Annotated in this window: 20 protein-coding genes and 1 tRNA gene; 11 read left to right on the forward strand and 10 right to left on the reverse strand. The window is 70.8% G+C overall.

Annotated features, from left to right (window positions below):
- Nucleotides 1–37 precede the first annotated feature (37 nt).
- Genes purB through AB0B76_RS15630 form a run of 3 tightly spaced genes read right to left on the reverse strand, consistent with a single transcriptional unit; the run spans nt 38 to nt 4,392 of the window.
- A complete protein-coding gene (gene purB, locus AB0B76_RS15620; protein WP_360375066.1) occupies nt 38–1,468 on the reverse strand; it encodes an adenylosuccinate lyase in 1,431 nt (476 codons plus the stop codon).
- 13 nt (nt 1,469–1,481) lie between these two features.
- Nucleotides 1,482–3,065, reverse strand: coding sequence for a hypothetical protein (locus AB0B76_RS15625; RefSeq protein ID WP_360375068.1), 1,584 nt, complete (start codon nt 3,063–3,065; stop codon nt 1,482–1,484).
- A gap of 28 nt (nt 3,066–3,093) precedes the next feature.
- A complete protein-coding gene (locus tag AB0B76_RS15630; protein WP_360375070.1) occupies nt 3,094–4,392 on the reverse strand; it encodes an acetyl-CoA C-acetyltransferase in 1,299 nt (432 codons plus the stop codon).
- A 92-nt stretch (nt 4,393–4,484) separates the two neighbouring features.
- Here AB0B76_RS15630 and AB0B76_RS15635 point away from each other — a divergent pair, with 92 nt between their 5' ends.
- The 7 genes from AB0B76_RS15635 to AB0B76_RS15665 all read left to right on the forward strand — a co-directional run bounded on the left by AB0B76_RS15635 (nt 4,485) and on the right by AB0B76_RS15665 (nt 11,888).
- Nucleotides 4,485–5,804 (forward strand): 3-oxoacyl-ACP reductase, encoded by a 1,320-nt coding sequence (locus AB0B76_RS15635; RefSeq protein WP_360375072.1) that lies wholly within the window; start codon nt 4,485–4,487, stop codon nt 5,802–5,804.
- The gene (locus AB0B76_RS15640) at nt 5,804–6,655 is read left to right on the forward strand and encodes a MaoC/PaaZ C-terminal domain-containing protein (protein ID WP_360375074.1); all 852 of its coding nucleotides are present in this window, start codon (nt 5,804–5,806) and stop codon (nt 6,653–6,655) included. The genes AB0B76_RS15635 and AB0B76_RS15640 overlap by 1 nt, the downstream gene beginning before the upstream one ends.
- A gap of 14 nt (nt 6,656–6,669) precedes the next feature.
- Nucleotides 6,670–6,825 carry a hypothetical protein gene (locus AB0B76_RS15645; protein ID WP_360375473.1) on the forward strand — a complete coding sequence of 52 codons (156 nt, stop codon included), beginning with the start codon at nt 6,670–6,672 and terminating at the stop codon, nt 6,823–6,825.
- A complete protein-coding gene (locus AB0B76_RS15650; protein ID WP_360375076.1) occupies nt 6,822–7,010 on the forward strand; it encodes a hypothetical protein in 189 nt (62 codons plus the stop codon). The genes AB0B76_RS15645 and AB0B76_RS15650 overlap by 4 nt, the downstream gene beginning before the upstream one ends.
- Before the next feature lie 335 nt (nt 7,011–7,345).
- Nucleotides 7,346–8,977: a glycosyltransferase family 2 protein gene (locus AB0B76_RS15655; protein ID WP_360375078.1), complete on the forward strand. Its 1,632-nt coding sequence runs from the start codon at nt 7,346–7,348 to the stop codon at nt 8,975–8,977.
- A 32-nt stretch (nt 8,978–9,009) separates the two neighbouring features.
- Entirely contained in the window at nt 9,010–9,765 is a 756-nt protein-coding gene (locus AB0B76_RS15660) for an HlyD family efflux transporter periplasmic adaptor subunit (protein WP_360375080.1), read from the forward strand.
- Entirely contained in the window at nt 9,762–11,888 is a 2,127-nt protein-coding gene (locus tag AB0B76_RS15665; protein ID WP_360375082.1) for a glycosyl hydrolase, read from the forward strand. Before AB0B76_RS15660 ends, AB0B76_RS15665 begins: the two co-directional genes overlap by 4 nt.
- Before the next feature lie 69 nt (nt 11,889–11,957).
- Here AB0B76_RS15665 and AB0B76_RS15670 read toward each other — a convergent pair.
- Nucleotides 11,958–12,045: transfer RNA gene (locus AB0B76_RS15670), tRNA-Ser, on the reverse strand.
- 150 nt (nt 12,046–12,195) lie between these two features.
- Here AB0B76_RS15670 and AB0B76_RS15675 point away from each other — a divergent pair.
- On the forward strand, nt 12,196–13,152 hold the full coding sequence (locus AB0B76_RS15675; protein WP_360375084.1) for an NAD(P)H-quinone oxidoreductase: 957 nt from the start codon (nt 12,196–12,198) through the stop codon (nt 13,150–13,152).
- Here AB0B76_RS15675 and soxR read toward each other — a convergent pair.
- On the reverse strand, nt 13,139–13,564 hold the full coding sequence (gene soxR, locus AB0B76_RS15680; protein WP_360375475.1) for a redox-sensitive transcriptional activator SoxR: 426 nt from the start codon (nt 13,562–13,564) through the stop codon (nt 13,139–13,141). The genes AB0B76_RS15675 and soxR overlap by 14 nt on opposite strands.
- On the reverse strand, nt 13,561–14,268 hold the full coding sequence (locus AB0B76_RS15685; protein WP_360375086.1) for a glycosyltransferase family 2 protein: 708 nt from the start codon (nt 14,266–14,268) through the stop codon (nt 13,561–13,563). The genes soxR and AB0B76_RS15685 overlap by 4 nt, the downstream gene beginning before the upstream one ends.
- Nucleotides 14,269–14,370: 102 nt before the next feature.
- Between AB0B76_RS15685 and AB0B76_RS15690 the strand changes: the two genes are divergently transcribed.
- Nucleotides 14,371–14,763, forward strand: coding sequence for a PPOX class F420-dependent oxidoreductase (locus AB0B76_RS15690; RefSeq protein WP_360375088.1), 393 nt, complete (start codon nt 14,371–14,373; stop codon nt 14,761–14,763).
- 128 nt (nt 14,764–14,891) lie between these two features.
- On the opposite strand, the gene AB0B76_RS15695 is transcribed toward AB0B76_RS15690, so the two are convergent.
- Together AB0B76_RS15695 and AB0B76_RS15700 are read right to left on the reverse strand one after the other, a co-directional pair.
- Nucleotides 14,892–15,101: a BldC family transcriptional regulator gene (locus AB0B76_RS15695; protein WP_223099768.1), complete on the reverse strand. Its 210-nt coding sequence runs from the start codon at nt 15,099–15,101 to the stop codon at nt 14,892–14,894.
- Between the two features lie 447 nt (nt 15,102–15,548).
- Nucleotides 15,549–16,388 carry a hypothetical protein gene (locus AB0B76_RS15700; RefSeq protein ID WP_360375091.1) on the reverse strand — a complete coding sequence of 280 codons (840 nt, stop codon included), beginning with the start codon at nt 16,386–16,388 and terminating at the stop codon, nt 15,549–15,551.
- A 144-nt stretch (nt 16,389–16,532) separates the two neighbouring features.
- On the opposite strand from AB0B76_RS15700, the gene AB0B76_RS15705 reads away from it, so the two are divergent.
- Both AB0B76_RS15705 and AB0B76_RS15710 read left to right on the forward strand, forming a co-directional pair.
- Complete coding sequence (locus AB0B76_RS15705; protein WP_360375093.1) at nt 16,533–17,591, forward strand: Glu/Leu/Phe/Val dehydrogenase dimerization domain-containing protein; 1,059 nt, start codon at nt 16,533–16,535, stop codon at nt 17,589–17,591.
- Between the two features lie 229 nt (nt 17,592–17,820).
- Entirely contained in the window at nt 17,821–18,048 is a 228-nt protein-coding gene (locus AB0B76_RS15710) for a DUF3073 domain-containing protein (protein WP_360375095.1), read from the forward strand.
- Between the two features lie 235 nt (nt 18,049–18,283).
- On the opposite strand, the gene amcA is transcribed toward AB0B76_RS15710, so the two are convergent.
- Together amcA and amcB are read right to left on the reverse strand one after the other, a co-directional pair.
- Nucleotides 18,284–18,481, reverse strand: coding sequence for a multiple cyclophane-containing RiPP AmcA (gene amcA / locus AB0B76_RS15715; RefSeq protein WP_360375097.1), 198 nt, complete (start codon nt 18,479–18,481; stop codon nt 18,284–18,286).
- The gene (amcB, locus tag AB0B76_RS15720) at nt 18,465–19,556 is read right to left on the reverse strand and encodes a cyclophane-forming radical SAM peptide maturase AmcB (RefSeq protein ID WP_360375099.1); all 1,092 of its coding nucleotides are present in this window, start codon (nt 19,554–19,556) and stop codon (nt 18,465–18,467) included. Before amcB ends, amcA begins: the two co-directional genes overlap by 17 nt.
- Nucleotides 19,557–19,581: the final 25 nt, after the last annotated feature.

The following is a 19,581-nucleotide window of genomic DNA, read 5'->3' on the forward strand; positions in this document are numbered from 1 at the left end:
CATCTTACCGGGCGTCGACGGCCCTCAAGATCGACGCTCAGAGGATGGGAGGCGGCACGTAGGCGCCGGCGGAAGGGTGGGCCGCGACGACCGCCGCGACCTGTTCCACGATGGCTGCGACCTGCGCGGATGCCGCGCCGACGAAGGTCGCCGGGTCGGCCACGAGGGCCTCGACGTCGTCGCCGGACAGGCGCAGCCGCTCGTCGCCGGCGAGCCGGGTAAGGAGGTCGTTGCCCTGGATGCCCTTTTCGCGCATGGCGAGCGCCACAGCGACGGCGTGCTCCTTGATCGCTTCGTGAGCATCCTCACGGCCGACGCCCCGCCCGACGGCGGCGACGAGGACCCGCGTGGTGGCCAGGAACGGCAGGTACCGGTCCAGCTCCCGCGCCACGACCGCCGGATACGCCCCGAACTCGTCCAGTACCGTCAGAAACGCCGCAAACAGCCCGTCGACCGCGAAGAACGCGTCCGGCAGGGCCACCCGCCGCACGACCGAGCACGACACGTCGCCCTCGTTCCACTGGTCGCCGGCCAGCTCGCCGACCATCGACAGGTAGCCGCGCACGATCACCGCGAGGCCGTTGACCCGCTCGCAGGAGCGCGTGTTCATCTTGTGCGGCATCGCCGACGAGCCCACCTGGCCGGCCTTGAACCCCTCGGTGACCAGCTCGTAGCCGGCCATGAGGCGGATCGTCGTGGCGAGGCTCGACGGGCCGGCGACGGCCTGGGCGAGCGCCGACACCACGTCGAGGTCCAGCGAGCGGGGGTACACCTGGCCGACGCTCGTCAGCACGTTGCGGAAGCCGAGGTGCTCGGCCACCTTGCGCTCGAGCTCGGCGACCTTGCCCGTGTCGCCGCCGAAGAGGTCGAGCTGGTCGGCCGCGGTACCGACCGGGCCCTTGATCCCCCGAAGGGGGTAGCGCTCGATCAGCTCGTCGAGGCGGCGGTACGCGATCAGCAGCTCCTCCGCCGCCGAGGCGAAGCGCTTGCCGAGCGTCGTGGCCTGCGCGGGCACGTTGTGCGAGCGGCCGACCATGACGAGCTCGTCGTACTGCTTCGCCCGCGCCGCGAGCCGGGCGAGCGTCGCGACCATCCGGTCCCGGACCAGTTCGAGGGAGGTCCGGATCTGCAGCTGCTCGACATTCTCGGTGAGGTCGCGCGAGGTCATCCCCTTGTGGATGTGCTCGTGCCCGGCCAGCTCGGAGAACTCCTCGATACGGGCCTTCACGTCGTGGCGGGTGACACGCTCCCGCTCGGCGATCGAGACCAGGTCGACGTCGTCGAGGACCTTCTCGTAGTCCTCGACGACGCCGTCCGGTACCGCCACGCCGAGATCCCGCTGGCCCTTGAGCACGGCGAGCCAGAGCCGGCGCTCGAGCCGGACCTTCTCCTCCGGCGACCAGACCTCGACGAGCTCGGGCGAGGCGTAACGGGCGGCGAGCACATCGGGAATCCGCGCTTTCTTCACGCGCCCATTGTGCCTAGGTACGGGGTGGGTGATCGCGCTCGGGGAGGCCGTAGTGCAGCGCGACACGATCGGCGTACAGCAGCTGGGCCACCACCCCGAGCACCAGGAACAGCAGCAGCATCGGCAACGGCAGGAGCCGGGCGTACGGAAGGTCGCCGGAGCCCCGGTACCCGTACTGCTGCATCGTGCTGAAGACCGCGTAGAGCCCGGTCGGGTTGGTGTTGGTGCCGTTGACGTACGGCCACACCGTGTCCTGGGCCTGCACGAACCAGGTGGCCAGGTAGGCGAGCCCCAGCAGCGGCAGCCCGGGCCAGATCACCGACCACCACGAGGCCGGCCGCCCCTCCTGGTGCAGCACCTCCCGGCGCAGCGCCTGGCCGCGGAACAGCATCGCCAGCAGGATGAGCGCCGGGATGGTCACCCGCGACGGCGGGACCAGGGCGAGGAACGTGTTGAGCCGGCCCGCGGTCGCCCCGGCGGCGTACTCGCGTAGCACGAGCGGCGCGTTGCCGACGAACAGGAACAGGCCGAAGGGCAGCAGGAGCAGCTCGCTGTACCGGCCGAGCGGGCGCAGGCCGCTGATGCCGAACGCGGCCAGGCCGGCCACGGTGACCCCGATGAGCGCGGCGAGCAAGGGCGGAATCCACGTGTTGACGAACGTCCCCGGGATCCGGTCGGTGTCGTCGGTGATGTGGCTGAGCCAGGGCCAGATCCCGATCACGGTGACCAGGAGCACGATCAGCAGCAGGCCGGCGAGCGGGCCCCAGCCCCAGGTGCGCGCCTCGCGGACGACGGAGGTGACCTGGAAGCGCAGGTTGGTCACGATGATCAGGACGGTCGCCGCGGCCCCGAGCAGCAGCAGCGGGACGAGCACGACGGACGAGACAGCGCTGGCGAGGCCGAAGTTGAAGTACACGAAGCCGTTCTGCGTCATCTGCAGCATCGGCGTGGCCGAGCGCTCGTCCGGGGCCACGTTCTGGAAGACGAGCGCGAACGCGAACTCCTGCAGGACGATGCCGACCACGGCCAGCACGGCGAGCATCCCGCCGAGGATCACCCCGGGCCAGGGGCTGCGGCCGCTGCGGAACGCGGCCAGGTAGAGCAGCGCGGCCGTGGCCGTGACGAAGCCGAAGGTGCCGAGCCAGAAGGCGGAGAGCTGGGAGTGCCCGTCGGTGAAGTGCGCGACGGCGAGGCCGAAGGGCGCGAAGGCGACCAGCGGGAACGTCAGCAGCCCGCGGGCGACCCAGCGGCCGGACCGGCCGGTGGTCTCGGCGGCCCAGGCCACGGCCGGGGCGACCACGACCACGGCGAGCAGCGGCAGGAGGGCGAGCAGCAGCGTGTAGCCGATCGCGCCGCCCAGCCCCTTCTCGAACGCCTGCCGGTAGTTGTCGAACCCGACGGATTCGTCCGCACCGCCGCCGCTGAGCGCGCGCATGCCGCTGAACTTGTTGAAGGAGCTCTTGAAGGTCCAGAAGACGGGCTCGACATAGGAGGTGATCAGCAGTACCAGCGCGGGGAGCACCAGTACGAGGCCGACGACCACCTGCCAGGCGGGTCGGGGTGTGGCCGGGCGCAGCATCGTTGGCTGGACGGTCATGCGAACACGATATTGGTCCGGCGCCCATTCAGCGCGACAAGATTGCCGTCACTCCCTGACCGCCGGCGGCACAGATCGAGATGAGACCCCGCCCGCCGCCGTTTTCCGAAAGCAGCTTCGCTAGGGTCGCCACGATCCGCCCGCCGGTCGCGGCGAACGGGTGCCCGGCCGCCAGCGACGAACCGTTCACGTTGAGCCGGGCCCGGTCGATCGCGCCCAGGGGCTCGTCGAGGCCGAGGCGCTCCTTGCAGAACGTCGGGTCCTCCCAGGCCTTGAGGGTGGCCAGCACCTGCGACGCGAAGGCCTCGTGGATCTCGTAGTAGTCGAAGTCCCGAAGAGTGAGCCCGGCCCGGGCCAGCAGCCGGGGCACCGCGAACGCCGGGGCCATGAGCAGCCCGTCCCCGCCGTGCACGAAGTCGACGGCGGCCGTCTCGGCGGTCTCGAAGTACGCCAGGATCGGCAGTTTGCGCGCCTTCGCCCAGGCCTCGGAGGCCAGCAGCACCACCGCGGCGCCGTCGGTGAGCGGGGTGGAGTTGCCGGCCGTCATGGTCGCCTCCGGGCCGCGGCCGTAGACCGGCTTGAGCTTGGCCAGCTTCTCCAGGGACGTGTCCGGGCGCAGGTTCTGGTCGCGGGCGAGGCCGAGGTACGGCGTGACGAGATCGTCGAAGAACCCGCGCTCGTAGGCGGCGGCCAGCCGCCGGTGCGACTCCAGCGCCAGCTCGTCCTGCTCCTCGCGGCCGATGCCGAACTCGGCCGCGGTCAGCGCGGCGTGCTCGCCCATCGACAGCCCGGTGCGCGGCTCGGAGTTGCGCGGGACGTCGGGCCGGAGCTGCCCGGGCCGGAACTTGCTCACCGCGCGCAGGCGGGCGCCCAGGGAGCGCGACCGGTTGAGCTCCATCATGATCCGCAGCGCGTCCTCGTTCACGCCGAGCGGCGCGTCGGAGGTGGTGTCGACGCCGCCGGCGATGCCCGCCTCGATCTGCCCGAGGGCGATCTTGTTGGCGACCAGGATCGCGGCCTCGAGCCCGGTGCCGCAGGCCTGCTGCACGTCGTACGCCGGGGTGCGCGGATCGAGCCGCGATCCGAGCACGGATTCCCGTGTCAGGTTGAAATCGCGGCTGTGTTTGAGCACCGCACCGGCGGCGACCTCGCCGAGCCGCTCGCCGGCCAGCCCGTAGCGGGCCACGAGGCCGTCTATGGCGGCGGTCAGCATGTCCTGGTTTGATGCAGTGGCGTAGGCGCTGCCCGAGCGCGCGAAGGGAATGCGGTTGCCACCGACGACCGCGACCCGGACGGGGGTTTCCGAGGGGGTTCTCGAGGGGGCCATCGGAGTCTCCTTCGCGACGGGGCAGAGCATTCTGGCGTTACCCTACTCGCGAGTAGGTTAGCGTGCGGAGTTGTAACTGGGGAGGCACCGCAATGACCGATCGCTACGCATCCTTCGCCCACTCGGGCGCCGGGAGGTTCCTGGTCAGACGCCTCGGCCTGCCGGACCCGCCGAGCCTGCGCCGGCATCGGCCGGGCGCGGAGTTCGTCGGGCCGTTCACCCTCGGCGGCGGGGGGCGGCTGGCCGAGCCCACCCGCCACATCCTGGACAAGCTGCCCACCGCGGCCGGCGGCGCCGACGAGCGTACCGCCGCGCTGATCTTCGACGCCACGGGCATCGCGGACAGCTCCGGGCTGCGGGCGCTCTACGAATTCTTCCACCCGGTGATCCGCTCGCTGCGCTCCTCCGGCCGGGTGATCGTGCTGGGCAGCCCGCCCGAGCTGTGCCCGAGCGCCCGGGAGGCCACCGCCCAGCGGGCCCTCGAGGGCTTCGTGCGCTCGGCCGGCAAGGAGATCGGCCGCGGCTCGACGGCCCAGCTGGTCTACGTGGCCCCGGGCGCGGAGGAGGCCACCGAGTCCACCCTGCGCTTCCTGCTGTCGGGGCGGTCGGCGTACGTCTCCGGCCAGGTCATCCGCATCGGCCCGGCCGCCGTCACCGCGCCCGACGACTGGGACGAGCCGCTGGTCGGCCGGACGGCGATCGTCACCGGCGCCGCCCGCGGCATCGGGGCGGCGATCGCCCAGGTGCTCACCCGCGAGGGCGCGCACGTCGTCTGCCTCGACGTGCCGGCCGCCGGCGAGGACCTGTCGAACGTCGCCAACGAGCTCAAGGGCACCGCGCTCCAGCTCGACCTGACCGCCGCGGACGCCCCGCGCCGGCTCGCCGACTTCATCGCCACCCGGCACGTGCACGCCGACATCTTCGTGCACAACGCCGGGATCACCCGGGACAAGACGCTCGGGCGCATGGACGAGGGGCATTGGGCGTCGGTGATCGACGTGAACCTCGCCAGCCAGGAGCGCATCAACGACGTCCTGCTGGCCGAGAACCTCCTCGGCGGCAACGGCCGGATCGTGTCGGTCTCCTCGGTCTCGGGCATCGCCGGCAACCGCGGCCAGACCAACTACGCCACCTCCAAGGCGGGCGTGATCGGCCTGGTGCAGGCCAGCGCGGGCGCGGTCGCCGAGCGCGGGCTCACCATCAACGCGGTGGCGCCCGGCTTCATCGAGACGAAGATGACCGCGGCCATGCCGATGTTCGTGCGCGAGGGCGGCCGGCGCCTCAACAGCCTGGCGCAGGGCGGCCTGCCGGTGGACGTGGCCGAGACCATCGCCTGGCTGGCCCACCCGGCGTCGGGCGGGCTCAACGGCAACGTCGTGCGGGTGTGCGGGCAGAGCCTCCTGGGGGCCTGATGGAGACCACCGTCCTGTCCGCCCCGCCGCGGCTCGGCCCGCTGTACCGCGCCGCCGCCCTGCGCCGCCCGAGCGGCAAGACGCTGCCGGAGCGGGAATTGCGCCTCGACGGGGTCCGCGCGGACCTCGCGCACCTCGCGGAGTACAACCGCGTCTGCGGTTTCCGGCTGCGCGACGAGCTGCCGGCGACCTATCCGCACGTGCTCGCGTTCCCGCTGGCGCTGTCGCTCATGACGGCCGCGGACTTCCCGTTCCCCCTGCTGGGCCTGGTGCACGTTGCAAACTCGATCGAGGTCCTCCGGCCCTTGACGTCTTCGGACACTTTTTCCTTGTCGGTACGCGCTGAAGCCCTCCGCCCCCACGCGCGCGGCACGCAGCTGGACGTGGTCGCGACGGCCACGGCCGGCGCCGAGCCGGTCTGGCACGGCCGGTCGACGTACCTGCGAAGAGACGGCTCGAAATCGGATAAGTCGCCCACCACGGAAAGACCGGATGCCACCGCCGTGTGGAAGGTGCCGCGGCGCACCGGGACCGACTACGCGGCCGCGTCCGGCGACCGCAACCCGATCCACACCAGCCGCCTGCTCGCCCGCGCGTTCGGGTTCCGGTCCACCATCGCGCACGGCATGTGGACCAAGGCCCGCTGCCTGGCCGCGCTGGAGGGCCGCCTGCCGGACGCGTACACCGTCGCGGTCGCGTTCAAGCTGCCGATCCTGCTGCCCGCGACCGTGGAGTTCGCGGCGTCCGGCGGGCACATCGCGGTACACGATCGGATGACAGGAAAGCCGCACCTGACCGGGACGATCGTTGAGCCCGCCCGGTCTTCGTCGACTGCCGTGCCGACACCCTGAACATCGACGAGCGCCTGGTCGATGCGGCCATCACCGAGCGCACGCGCGCGATTGTGGTCGTGCACCACGCCGGGCCGGAAGTACGGTCGCACGGACGGCTGCCCGGTGACGGAGGACGTGGCAGACCGCCTGCTGCGCCTGCCCCTCTACGCGGGCATGGACGACGATGACATCGACCTCGTTGTTCGCGCGGTTCTACGTGATTTGCTTGTGGGCCTTGGTCTTCATGTATGTGGGGCTGCCGCTGCTGGTGGAGCTGGCGCACGTTGCGGTCCTGCCGGCGCAGGCGCTGCTGATCGTGACGGCCCCGCTGATCAACTACCGGCCGAGCAAGCTCTGGGCCTTCCGCCGCTGATGCCGGTACGGCCATAGTTTCATCGCTATTTCCGTTGCGTTTAAATGAGACGCCCGGCGGGTCAAAACGCATTCGTGACGTCACTCACTGATCGAATACCGGACCGGGTGTCGAAAAAGATCATCGGTCTTCGTAATGTAACACGTCATTCCGTTTGCCGGCTGGTCAGCCCGGGTTCGGAAGTATCTTTTCGTCTCGCGCCCGGCCGCGATCTTTCGGCGCGGGTCCCGAGGATGCGGAGAAACATTCACCCCAGCACTCGCAATTCACCGGTGCGTCCTGTTGTCTGGATGGCGGAATCTAATTCACTTGGTTGAATATCATCCGGGAGATTCATGACTGCGCCGCTCGTACCACCGGCTCGGCCGGGCGCCCGCCTGGCTTGGCGGCCGCTGCAGCGCTCGACGCGCGTCGCGATCATCGCCGCGCTCGCCGCCACCGTCTTCTACCAACTGTTCCTGCTCAATCCGGCGTACCGCGGACCCGGGTGGCTCTGGGTCACGATGCTGGCCGCCGAGGGCCTGACCGCCGTGCACCTGGTCGGTACGTGGTGGACCATCCTGGCCCACGACGACCGGCCCGAGCCGGTGGACACGACGGTCTGGCGCAACCGGCTGCGGGCCGGTGCCGACGTCCCGTCCATCGACGTCTTCATCACCGCCTACGGGGAGGACCCCGCGCTGGTCCGGAGCACCCTGATCGGTGCCCGCGACATGGACCTGGCGCACCGCACGTACCTACTCGACGACGGTGACAGCGACGAACTGCGCCGGATCGCGCAGGAGGCGGGCGTCGACTACCTGCGCCGGCCGGGGGGCGCGCACGCCAAGGCGGGCAACGTCAACGCCGGGCTGGCCCGCACGTCCGGCGAGTTCGTGGTCATCCTCGACGCCGACCACGTGCCCGAGCCGAACTTCCTGATCAGCATCCTGCCGCACTTCCACGACCCGGACGTGGCGTTCGTGCAGTCCCCCCAGTCGTACACGAACGCCGTCAACCTGGTCGCCACCGGCTCCGGTGAGGCGCAGCGGATCTTCTACGAGCTCGTCTGCCCGGGCAAGAACCACTTCAACGCCGCGTTCTGCGTCGGTACGAACGTGATGTTCCGGCGCTCGGCCCTGGACAGCATCGGGGGCATCTGGACGGGCAGCAACTCCGAGGACATCTGGACGTCGATCGAGCTGCACAAGCGCGGCTGGAAGTCCATCTACGTGCCGCAGGTGCTGGCCCGCGGGCTGGCGCCGCAGGACGTCCCGTCGTACCTGAAACAGCAGCTGCGCTGGGCCGGCGGCGGCTTCGAGGTGCTGCTGCGCGGACGCCTGTTCAAACGCCGCATCGGCCTGACCATCGACCAGCGGCTGCAGTACCTGTTCTGCGGCACGCACTACCTGCTGTCGGCGGCGATGCTCGTCTTCATGCTGTTCCCGGCGCTGTACCTGCTCTTCGCCCTGAGCCCGATCCGCGCCAACGGCGTCACCTGGGCCACCCACTACCTGCCGTTCCAGGCGGTCGTGCTGCTGGTCACCTGGCTGCAGTCGGGCGGCTTCAAGCTCTCGGCGATCGTGGCCAGCATCGGTGCGGTACCCGTGCATCTGCGGGCGTTGGGCGGCGTACTCGTCGGCCGGTCGGCGAAGTGGAAGGCCACCAACGCCGGCACCGACGGCGCGCGGTCGCTCTGGGCGGTCATGCCCCTGTTCGCGCTGCTCGTGCTCAACACCGTCGCCATCGTGGTCGGCCTGCTGGTGATGGCGGATCCGGCACCGACCTGGTTGTCCGTCGGCTGGGCCGCCATGATCGTGCTGATTCTCGGCCGGATGATCGTCGAATCGGTCACCGGCGGCCGGATCCGATATCGCGGGACGGCTCCGGACGCGGTACCCGCGCGCCTGGGTCCCCACGGCGGCGGACAGCCCGACCCCCACCCGAACCACAGCCCGGAGCCGCAGACAGTCGCGGCCTCCGCCTGACCCAGGTCGACCATGCCCAGAGAGGCGCCACCATGAACACCACGCTGGACACCACGATCGACCCTGCCGTCCGAACCGGCTCGGCCCCGAGCCCGCCCCCGCGGCGCCGCCTACGCCGAGCGCTGCTGTTCACCCGCACGCTCATCGTGGTAACAGGCCTGCTCGCGGCCGCGGTCGCGGGCGGCACCTACATCGTGCGGCAGCGACTCGCCGAGCGGACGATGGTCGATGCCGGTACAGCCGTGCTGACGGCACAGCCGATCACCGTCGGCTCGGCCGACGCCGCCGTCGTCACGCGGGTGCTGGCCACCGAGCGGCAGAGCGTGGCGGCCGGAACGCTCCTGGCCACCATCACGCTGACCGCCGACGGCGGCGCGGCTCGGGTGCAGGAGCTGCACGCGCCCGCCGCGGGCATCGTCACCCAGATCAACGTCGCCGCCGGGCAGATCGCCCGCGCCGGTGAACCGATCATCACCCTGTACGACCCGGCCAAGCTGCAGTTCGAGGTCGATGTGCCGCTCCCGACGCTGCGTAAGCTCCGGCTCGGGATGACCACCTACGTGAGCGGACCGGGCCTTTCCGGCCGGATCGCCACCACGCTGCAGCAGGTCCAGCCGAAGGTCGACGCCGGGCTGTCCCAGGCCGCGCCCGACCGGCTGACCGTCGTGCTGCGGCCTGATCCGGCGGCCCTGGCGACCGTGCGGACGCTGGTGCCGGGACTGCGATTCGGCGTCACCGTCGATACCACCACGGCCGTGGGCGGCACTCCGGCGGTCAACAGCGCATGAGCCGCCGCCACGCGGTGTTCACCGCGATCGCGGCCCTGGCCACCCTGACGGCGTGCAGTTCCACGCCGGCCGGCCGAAGCCCGGATGCGCAGCAGCGCGACGCCGGCCCGGTCACTGAGGGGGCGGCGGCGCCGCGGCTCGGGGTGCCCGCGTCGACCGGCCGCGGAAGCATCGCCGACACGCTGCCGCCGGGCTCCACCCCGACCAAGGGACCAGCCCAGGCCGGCGACCTCGCCGGCCAGGCGGTGCCGACCAACCAGTGGTGGAGCTCCGCGCTGACCGGACCGCGGACCCAGCCGATCTGGACCCACCCGCTGGCCGTGCGGGCCGACCCGGGTGGCCTGCAGGTCAGCGGCGCACCGGTCACGGCCTCCGCGAACGCGGTCATCACCGCGTTCCGGCCGGCCCTCACCGTCGCCGGCGCGACCGGCGCAGTCAGTGTTGTCAGCTACGGCGCCTTCCACGCCGTCCTGCGGGTCGCGCTGGCCGGTGGCGGTTGGGTCGACGCCACCCTCGTGCAGGGCAGCCCCGTGCTGTGGCTGCGCTTCCACGCGGCCGCGCCCACCGTGACCGGCGACCTCCAGGACGCGGGCAGTTCGGCCACCCGAGCCCGCCTGGACATCGCGGGCGGCCGCTGGGACGTTCTCGGTACCGACCTGACACTGCACGGCGCCACCATCACCGGGTCCGGCGAGCGGCTGGCCATCGCCCGGGTGCCGGACGGGGTCGACCGAGCCGCCTGGGAACGCGCCAGCACCGGCGATCCCGTCGTACGGACCACCGCCGCGATGACGTACGACGCCGCGGCCGGGACGGTCACCCAGACGCTGACCGCCGATCGGGCCGGCGGTGGCACCGGAGTCTGGGCGCTGCTGCCGCACCAACAGGCCGGGCTGGTCGCCGGATCGACCCCGCTGGCCGGCTCGTACCCCGACGCGCGAGGCACGATGTCCCTGGTCACGGCCGGGGCGGTACGGATCCGGGCGCCGATGCCCGGACTGCTGACCGCGGTGCCGACGGCGCCGCTGAGCCCGGCAGCGAACCAGGCCGTGCGCGCCGAACTCGAACGTGACCTGGCCGACCCACCCGGCGCCGGCGGCAGCTACTTCGGGCTCAAGGAGCTGGCCCGGCTGGCCACCGTCGCCGAGGTGGCCCACGCCGTCGGAGCGACCGCCCAGCGCACGGCGGCGCTGGACCGGCTGCGTCCGCAGCTGGTCGACTGGTTGACCTACTCGGGCCCGTCGGACGGGCGCTACTTCGGCTACGACCGGACGTGGGGCGGGTTGATCGCGGTACCGGCCGAGTTCGGCGCCGAGGACTACAACGACCACCACTTCCAGTACGGCTACCTGGTGCGTGCCGCCTCCGTACTGGCGGCGGCCGACCCCGGCTTCGCCCGCGAGTACGGCGACGTCGTCGACCTGGTCGTGCGCGACTTCGCCGGCTCACTGGCGATCGGCCCGGCGAGCGGGTTGCCACCGTTCCGGGCCTTCAACGCCTACCTGGGCAGCTCGGCCGCCTCGGGGTTCGCCCCGTTCGCGGACGGCAACAACCAGGAGTCGTCCAGCGAGGCGGTCGCCGCCTGGGAGGCGGTGGTGCGCTGGGGAACGGTCCGCGGCAACGCGCAGATGACCGCGTACGGCGTCACGCACTACGCACTGGAGGCGGCCACGGCCCGGATGTACTGGCTGGGCAGCGGCCTGACCAGACAACCCGGCTACGCCCACACCACGGCGGGCATCGTCTGGGACGCAAAAATCGACTACGCGACCTGGTTCGACCCGAAGCCGGAGTCCATCCTGGGCATCCAGCTGCTGCCGCTGACCGCAGGCTCGTTCTACCGCGGACCGTCGGCCGACCGGGAGCGCGAACTGGGCGACAAGCCCAGCGTCTGGGGCGACTTGTTCGCCGCCGACCTCGCCCTCTCCGACCCGGCCGCCGCCCGCCGCCGGCTCGACGCCGGAATCAGTCGGGAGGAGAGCACCAGCCGCGCCATGGTCCGCTACTGGGTGGAGGCCTTGGCCGTGCTGGGGCCGCCGCAGCCTGGCGTCGCCACGCCGGTGGGGTCGCTCGCCTTCGGGTCGGTGGACGCCCCGCGCGTGGTACGGGCGCCGACCGGGTAGCGGTCGCGGTCGCGAACGTCCGCTGAGCAGCGTCCACGCTGGTTGGCGGGCGTTTTCGCGTGCGGGGAGCGGAGGGCGTGGGATTCGAACCCACGGAGACGCGGAACGCCTCACCGGTTTTCAAGACCGGCGCCATCGGCCACTAGGCGAGCCCTCCAGCAGAACGACGCTAAGTGTGCCAGATCCCCGCCCGCCCATGGGGCGTCACCCACGTGGGGAGGTCGTTCGGGCGAACGCGAGGCGGTGAACCGCCGATGGGGCGACGCCCAGCGGTGGCGGCCTTGGTGGGAACGGCAATGATGGAGCCGTGCATGCGATCACGATCGAACGCCCCGGCGGGCCCGAGGCGCTGCGCTGGACCGAGGTTCCCGATCCGGCCCCCGCGGCCGGTGAGGTGCTGATCGAGGTGGCGGCCGCCGGCGTCAACCGCGCCGACGCGCTGCAGCGTCAAGGGAACTATCCGTCGCCCAAGGACGCGCCGCCGTACCTGGGGCTCGAAGTCTCCGGACGCGTCCGCGCCGTCGGCGAGGGGGTGCACGGGTGGCACGCCGGGCAGGAGGTGTGTGCGCTGCTCGGCGGGGGTGGTTACGCGCAGCTCGTCGCGGTGGCCGCGGGTCAGGTGCTGCCGGTGCCCAAGGGTGTCGACCTGGTCGACGCGGCCGGGCTGCCCGAGGTGGCGGCCACGGTCTTCTCCAACGTGGTGGACTTGGCGCGGCTCAAGCCCGGCGAGACGCTGCTCGTGCACGGGGGCGGGAGCGGGATCGGGACGTTCGCGGTACAGCTGGGCAAGGCTCTTGGGGCCGAGGTTGTGGCAACTGCCCGCGCGGCCAAGCGGGAGCGGCTGCTCGGGCTCGGGGCGGACCGCGTGATCGACTACAAGGCGGCCGACTTCGCCAAGGAGGTGCGGGCCGACGTCGTGCTCGACATCATGGGCGGCTCGTACCTGAAGCAGAACGTCGACGTACTGAAGACCGGCGGGCGACTCGTCGTCATCGGGATGCAGGGTGGCCGCCGCGGTGAGCTCGATCTCGGGCAGCTGCTCGCCAAGCGGGCGCTCGTGGCCGGCACCACGCTGCGGGCGCGGCCGGCCGCCGAGAAGGCCGCGATCGTGCGCGGGGTGCGCGAGGAGATCTGGCCGCTGCTCGACGAGGGCATGATCCGCCCGGTGATCGACCGGCGCTTCCCGATCGCCGAGGCCGCCGAGGCGCACCGCGTGCTCGAGTCGAACGAGCACTTCGGCAAGCTGTTGCTCACGGTTGGGTGAGGACCACCGGGCCCGGGCCCTTCTTCGCGAGGCGGTCGTCGGTGTTCACCAGCGTGCAGCTCTTGAGCGAGAGGCAGCCGCAGCCGATGCAGCCGGTGAGCGTGTCCCGCAGCCGTTCGAGCAGCTCGATCTGCTCGTCGAGGTGGGTGCGCCATCCGGAGGAGAGCCGGGCCCAGTCCGCCTTCGTCGGGGTGCGGTTCGCCGGCAGTGAGGCGAGCGCCTCTTTGATCGTTTCCAGCGGTACGCCCACCTGTGCCGAGATGCGGATGAAGGCGACCCGGCGCAGCTGCGAGCGCTCGTACCGGCGCTGGTTGCCGCCGGTACGCGTGGCGTGGATCAAGCCGAGCTTCTCGTAGAACCGCAGCGCGGACGGGGCCACGCCGCTGCGTGCGGAGAGCTCCCCGATGCTCAGGAGGTCCCGATGCTGCTGGACGGCTTGCGCATGCGTTCGCGGGACAGGATCCACAGCGCCTCGACGCCGTCCTTCCAGGTGATCTTCTTGCCCTCTTCGCGGGTGCGGGCGCGGTAGCTGATCGGCACCTCGTAGGGCCGGTGCCGGTTGCGCAGCAGCTTTCCGGTCACCTCGGCCTCCATGCCGAAGCCGGCCGAACGCACCTGGAGGGAGCGGTACAGCGAGACGGGCATCAGCTTGAAGCACGTCTCCAGATCGCCGAGGTAGCAGTTGTACAGCATGTTCGCGGCGGTGGTGACGGCCTTGTTGCCCATCACGTACCAGAACGAGAAGGAGCTGTGCGAGCCGAAGGTCCGGTTGCCGTAGACGACCGTCGCCCGGCCGTCGAGCACCGGCTCGAGCAGCTTCGGGATGTCCTGCGGGTCGTACTCGAGATCCGCGTCCAGGATGACCATGTAGTCGCCGGTGGCGTTCTCGACGGCCGTCTTGATCGCGGCGCCCTTGCCCCGGTTGCGCGGGTGGACGACCACGCGGAGCCGCTCGTCGTTCAGCCCGTGCAGGATCTCGGCCGTCCGGTCACGACTGCCGTCGTCGACGATGACGAGCTCGATCTCGGTCGGGTAGTTCACGTCGAGCGCCTGTTTCACGGCGTCGGCCACGCGGACTTCCTCGTTGTAGACCGGCATCAGGATCGACAGCTTCATTGCGAACTCCGGGGGCGTTTTGGCTGGACCAACAGACTAGCTGCCCGTCACCCGGGCGTGTGACCCTCCCGCGGAGGAGAGGAGGCTCGTACCTTGAGCCGTATGACGAACACATCCGCCACGGTGGAGCAGCTGGGCCAGGAACAGTATCTCCTGGTGACGACGTTTCGCCGGGACGGTACCCCAGTCCCGACACCCGTGTGGGCGGCGCGGGACGGCGAAGCGCTCATGGTGTGGACCGTGGGCGACTCCGGCAAGGTCAAACGCATCCGCCGCAACGGCACCATCACCGTCGGGCCGTGCACGGTCCGCGGCAAGGCGACCGGCGAGGCGGTCCCCGCCCACGCCACGCTCCTGGGCCCCGAGGGCGGCGTCGCCGTGCGCGAGCTCATCAAGCGCAAGTACGGCCTGCGCGGGCGCCTCTTCGTGTGGACCAGCATCCGCCGCCGGGGCGCCGACGCCACGGTGGGCATCCGAATCACGCTGACACCCTGAAAGACGAATCACGCTGACACCCTGAAAGAACAGCGCGCTCGGATCACCGGGGGGTGACGATCCGAGCGCGCTGCGGTAATAAGCCATGTCGTTTTGGCGCGGGAGGAGGACGCGATGTACTGTCGGCGTCAGTCGCCCGTGCGCTGTGTGGGAATTTGGCCCTGGAGCAGGGCCCGTACCTCAGACTCGCGGTAACGACGGTGGCCACCAAGCGTCCGAATCGCGCTCAGCTTGCCCGCCTTCGCCCAACGGGTGACGGTCTTCGGGTCGACGCGGAACATCGACGCGACCTCAGCCGGCGTTAGCAACGGCTCAGGCTCATGCGTGCGAGATGGCATCGGTCACTCCTCCACAGGTACCCAGGAACGCCGGCCGGGGTCCCGCCGGTCGACGCGTTTCCTATGGTCCGGGTAGTCCCCGATGTCCGACATGGGCCGAACGGCTGAAGGTCCCTGTATGGACGGATGATGAATAAGTGAATTTTCCGATTTTGACACCGCAAAATCGGATAAATTCGGACTCATTTTGACGGAGGGTGAGCGATCCACCACGAATCTAGCTCACTCTCCGGGGTGATGGGTAGCTGCCAAACACCCGCTTATTTAGCATAACGGACACCAATAGGGAGCGATTCGGTTGCGAAGGGTGACAGTCGATTGGGTGGGTGACGAACCGGACATTTAGCTTCGTCGAAGTCGCGCCCGAAGGCCGGGGGACCTGCGTTCGTGACGAACGCGTTCGTCACGGGCAAGGCCGAAGGCCCGGCGTGAGGGCGCGGGCTCGAGTTAGTTGCAGCGCTCCAGCAGCTGCACCGAGCGCCACCGCTCGACCAGCTTCTCGTAGACCTCGGTGGCCGCATCCGCGTCGCCGCGGGCCACGTTCGACAGGCCCGCCGACACGAGGCCCGGCGAGTCGTCCGCGGCCAGGGCCTCGTCCGACATCAGCGTCACCAGGCCGCCGTAGTCCAGCTCCACGATCGAGCGCGAGTGGAACTCCTCCAGCCAGCGCGCCGTCTCCTCCACCGCCACCGTGATCGGGGCGTCGCCCATCGCCCGGCGCAGCACCGCGTAGGCGCGGTGGGCCCGGCGGCGGGCCTTCGAGATCTCGGTGCGGTAGCGCAGGACGCGGCGGCCGGGGCGCATCGACAGCTCGCGCTCCTCCAGGTCCACGAACACGAACCAGCGCAGCGGTACACCCCAGGTCGCCACCTGCTCGTGGACCCGGGGGAGCCCGCGCTCCAGCACGTTGTCGCCGCTGCGCCAGTCGTCGACGATGGTCTGGGCGAGGCCGGCCAGCACGGGAGGTACGAACGCGTCGGCGATGACGCTGGGAACGCCGTCGCGCGCGGTCAGGGCCGCCTCGGCGACGCGGATGCGCAGGTTCCAGGGGCAGACGAGCAGCGTGTCGTCGGCCTCCAGGACGTAGGCCTCCTCCGGCAGGGCCGGCAGGCGGGTCCACCCGGCACCCAGCGCCTCCAGGACCGCGGTGCGCTGACGGCCGGGGCCGTCCGAGAGCGCGACGGCGCGGCCCTCCTTGACGTAGCGACGCCAGTACAGCTGGTGGTCACGGTCGAAGGCAGCCAGCGGCTCGTACACCCGCAGGTATGACGCGAAGAGCGACGGCACGGCCCGATCGTCGCACGAAACGACCGAACGACGCGAAGGCGCCCTGGAACCGACGGCCACGTGTCGGCGTTAGGGTCAAGTCACCGCACTGTCGTGAACGGCCCCGTCTCACGAGGACGGGCCGCGATTGCCTCGGGAGCATCCATGGGCGTCTTCGCCACCAACCACGAGCAGGTCGTGTTCTGTCACGACCGCGAGTCCGGCCTGCGGGCCATCATCGCCGTCTACTCCACCGCGCTCGGTCCGGCGCTCGGCGGCACGCGCTTCTATCCGTACGCGTCCGAGGAGGAGGCCTTGCACGACGTGCTGGAGCTCTCGCGCGGCATGGCGTACAAGAACGCGCTCGCCGGCCTCGACCTCGGCGGCGGCAAGGCCGTCATCTGGGGCGACCCGGACAAGGACAAGAGCGAGCCGCTGCTGCGGGCGTACGGGCGCTTCGTGCAGTCCCTCGGCGGGCGGTACTACACCGCGTGCGACGTGGGCACGTACGTGCGGGACATGGACGTCGTGGCCAAGGAGACCCGCTACGTCACCGGGCGCTCCGAGTCCCACGGCGGCGCCGGCGACTCCTCGGTGCTCACCGCGTACGGCGTCTTCCAGGGCATGCGGGCCGCCGCCGAGCACCGCTGGGGCACGCCCACGCTCGCCGGGCGCCGGGTCGGCATCGCGGGCCTGGGCAAGGTCGGTAAGCACCTGACCAAGCACCTGCTCGACGACGGCGCCTCGGTGGTCGCCACCGACGTGTCCGTGCGGGCGCTGGACTGGGCGAGCGCGACGTACCCCCAGGTCGACCTCGTCGACAGCAGCGACGAACTGATCGCCGCGCCGATCGACGTGTACGCCCCGTGCGCCCTCGGCGGTGCGCTCAACGACGACACCGTCCCGGTCCTGCGCGCCAAGATCGTCGCCGGCGCGGCCAACAACCAGCTGGCCCACCCCGGCGTCGAGAAGCTCCTCGCCGAGCGCGACGTGCTCTACGCGCCCGACTACGTCGTCAACTCGGGCGGGGTCATCCAGGTGGCCGACGAGATCGAGGGGTTCAACTTCGCCCGGGCGAAGGAGCGGGCCGGACGGATCTACGACACCACGAAGCAGATCCTGGAGCTGGCCTCCGCCGAGGGTGTACCCCCCGCGGTGGCCGCCGATCGGCTCGCCGAACGGCGGATGGCCGAGGTCGGAAGGCTCCGTACCATCTTGGTGTAACCATGCGCGGCGGCTCACGGCGAACGTGACGACCCGTCGACCACGTGGTGCTTACCCGCCGGCAACCAGACCGGTCCGGTCGGGTAAGCAACGCCACCGAAATGGTCGGTAGGGGCGAGATGCCGAAAGGTGCCCGCGACATGTACCGTAAGAGCCACGAGAGATGCCTGACGTTGTCGGGGCCTGCCGGTAATGGCTGCCCCGTAATTCTGTGCGAGGGGGTCGAGCCATGGGGCGCGGCCGTGCGAAGGCCAAGCAGACTAGGGTGGCCAGGGAGTTGAAATATCACTCACCTAACACCGACCTCGAAGCGTTGCAACGCGAGCTCGCGGCCGGCAGCCCTAAGTCACGCGACGACTACGCCGAGTATGACGGAGTCGACGAAGAGGCTGACGACGAGGACGACGACGAAGACGACCCCTCCAGCGACAGTGATTGGCGCTCAGGGGGTCGTTGACCATCGTGCGCTCAGTCTGGCTCGAGTAGCTTCGCGGATCGACCCAGACCGGGCGTCAACTCGGCTCACGGGCACGTGGACAACCACGTGCCCGAGCCGTGTCCACAGCACCCGCACGGCGGCCGTTCTCTCGACGGCACGCCCTGCGGGTGTCTCGACGTAACCACCTCTTGAGGGCGGTGCAGTGGCGCACCGCCTCGAGAGTTCTTGGGTGCCGGTCCTTACCGCGCTCGAGCTACCTGGGACGGTTGTTCCAGTTGTAGAAGGTCGGGATGTTCTCGAAGTGGTTCCAGGCGCACACGGCACTCGTGGCGTCGTCGCCCGGCACCTCTGATCTCGCCGTCCGTGCGGCCGCGGCCTCCTCCAGCAGCACCCTCAGGCCGTCGGCGGCCCGGTGAACGCGCTCGGTGACCGGGTCAGCTTGCTCCGGCATGGTCCAGCACTCCCTCCAGAAGGCGAATCTTGCTGTTGCGGCAGTGGTTCGTCTCGGTGCCGTCGAATCGGCCGTGCTCGAAGTAGCGGTTGGCCGCGTGGGCGCCGCCGCAGAAGCCGAAGTACGGGCAGCTCCGGCGGCAGGACTCCACGCCGCTCAAGTATTCGCCGATCCACGGGGCGGACGTTGCCGCGCCGGCCAGAACGGCCGACAGCGGCGTCTGCAGCACGTTGCCCGAGGAGAAGTCGCCGTAGTGCGGGTCGGTGAAGCCGGCCAGCTCCGGCGAGAGCAGGAACACGCGGCCGTCGGCGGCGATGGTCGGGATCGGGTCCAGGGCGCTCGGCAGGATGCCGTCGGCGCGGCCGGCCAGCACCGCCCCGGCGTACCGCAGCGTCCACTCGATCTCGCGGACGTGGATGCGGGGATCGCGGCGCCACGCGGCGACGAGCTCGGCCCAGAAGGCGCGCACGGCGTCGTCGGCGAACGCGTTCGTCCGCGCGTTGACGCCCTCCTGCTCCTCGATGTTGATGCCCAGCACCTCGCAGCCCAGCGCCAGGAAGTAGTCGTAGATCTCGGCGGCGAGGCCGGGCCGGGGATCGCTGACCACGCAGAGCGCCGAGAACGGCACCCCGTGCCGCTGCAGCGCTTCGATGCCGTGCAGGATCGTCCGGTACGCCTCCGAGCCCGCCCGGTTCACCCGCTGCCCGTTGTGCGCCTCGGGCCCGTCGACGCTCACGCTCACCCGGACGCCGTGCTCGGCGAAGAACTCGCACCAGGCGTCGTCGATGAGCGTGGCGTTGGTCTGCACGTGGTGCTCCACCCCCGCGAACGGGGCCATGAGCCCGGCCAGCGCGGCCCGGCCGGCGGCCAGGGGCTCGCCGGCGTGCCAGACGACCGAGAAGCGCTCGTCGGCGGCCGCCCACGGATTCACGGAGGCGGCGACCGCCTCGGCGACGGCAGGGCTCATGCGCTGGCTACTGGACCGGAACGGCAGGTAGCAGTACGTGCAGTCGAGATTGCACAGGGTGGTCGGCTGCATCACGACATACCCAGGGACCGGCGAGATGCCTTGCATGCCGCTCCACGACACCGCCCCGTCC

Source organism: Dactylosporangium sp. NPDC049140, assembly GCF_040648435.1.

Coding starts and splice junctions, on each gene's coding strand:
- AB0B76_RS15625 (WP_360375068.1), bottom strand. CDS start 3,065: ATGACCGTCCAGCCAACGATGCTGCGCCCGGCCACACCCCGACCCGCC.
- AB0B76_RS15630 (WP_360375070.1), bottom strand. CDS start 4,392: ATGGCCCCCTCGAGAACCCCCTCGGAAACCCCCGTCCGGGTCGCGGTC.
- AB0B76_RS15635 (WP_360375072.1), top strand. CDS start 4,485: ATGACCGATCGCTACGCATCCTTCGCCCACTCGGGCGCCGGGAGGTTC.
- AB0B76_RS15640 (WP_360375074.1), top strand. CDS start 5,804: ATGGAGACCACCGTCCTGTCCGCCCCGCCGCGGCTCGGCCCGCTGTAC.
- AB0B76_RS15650 (WP_360375076.1), top strand. CDS start 6,822: ATGACATCGACCTCGTTGTTCGCGCGGTTCTACGTGATTTGCTTGTGG.
- AB0B76_RS15655 (WP_360375078.1), top strand. CDS start 7,346: ATGACTGCGCCGCTCGTACCACCGGCTCGGCCGGGCGCCCGCCTGGCT.
- AB0B76_RS15660 (WP_360375080.1), top strand. CDS start 9,010: ATGAACACCACGCTGGACACCACGATCGACCCTGCCGTCCGAACCGGC.
- AB0B76_RS15665 (WP_360375082.1), top strand. CDS start 9,762: ATGAGCCGCCGCCACGCGGTGTTCACCGCGATCGCGGCCCTGGCCACC.
- AB0B76_RS15685 (WP_360375086.1), bottom strand. CDS start 14,268: ATGAAGCTGTCGATCCTGATGCCGGTCTACAACGAGGAAGTCCGCGTG.
- AB0B76_RS15690 (WP_360375088.1), top strand. CDS start 14,371: ATGACGAACACATCCGCCACGGTGGAGCAGCTGGGCCAGGAACAGTAT.
- AB0B76_RS15695 (WP_223099768.1), bottom strand. CDS start 15,101: ATGCCATCTCGCACGCATGAGCCTGAGCCGTTGCTAACGCCGGCTGAG.
- AB0B76_RS15705 (WP_360375093.1), top strand. CDS start 16,533: ATGGGCGTCTTCGCCACCAACCACGAGCAGGTCGTGTTCTGTCACGAC.
- AB0B76_RS15710 (WP_360375095.1), top strand. CDS start 17,821: ATGGGGCGCGGCCGTGCGAAGGCCAAGCAGACTAGGGTGGCCAGGGAG.
- amcA (WP_360375097.1), bottom strand. CDS start 18,481: ATGCCGGAGCAAGCTGACCCGGTCACCGAGCGCGTTCACCGGGCCGCC.
- amcB (WP_360375099.1), bottom strand. CDS start 19,556: ATGCAAGGCATCTCGCCGGTCCCTGGGTATGTCGTGATGCAGCCGACC.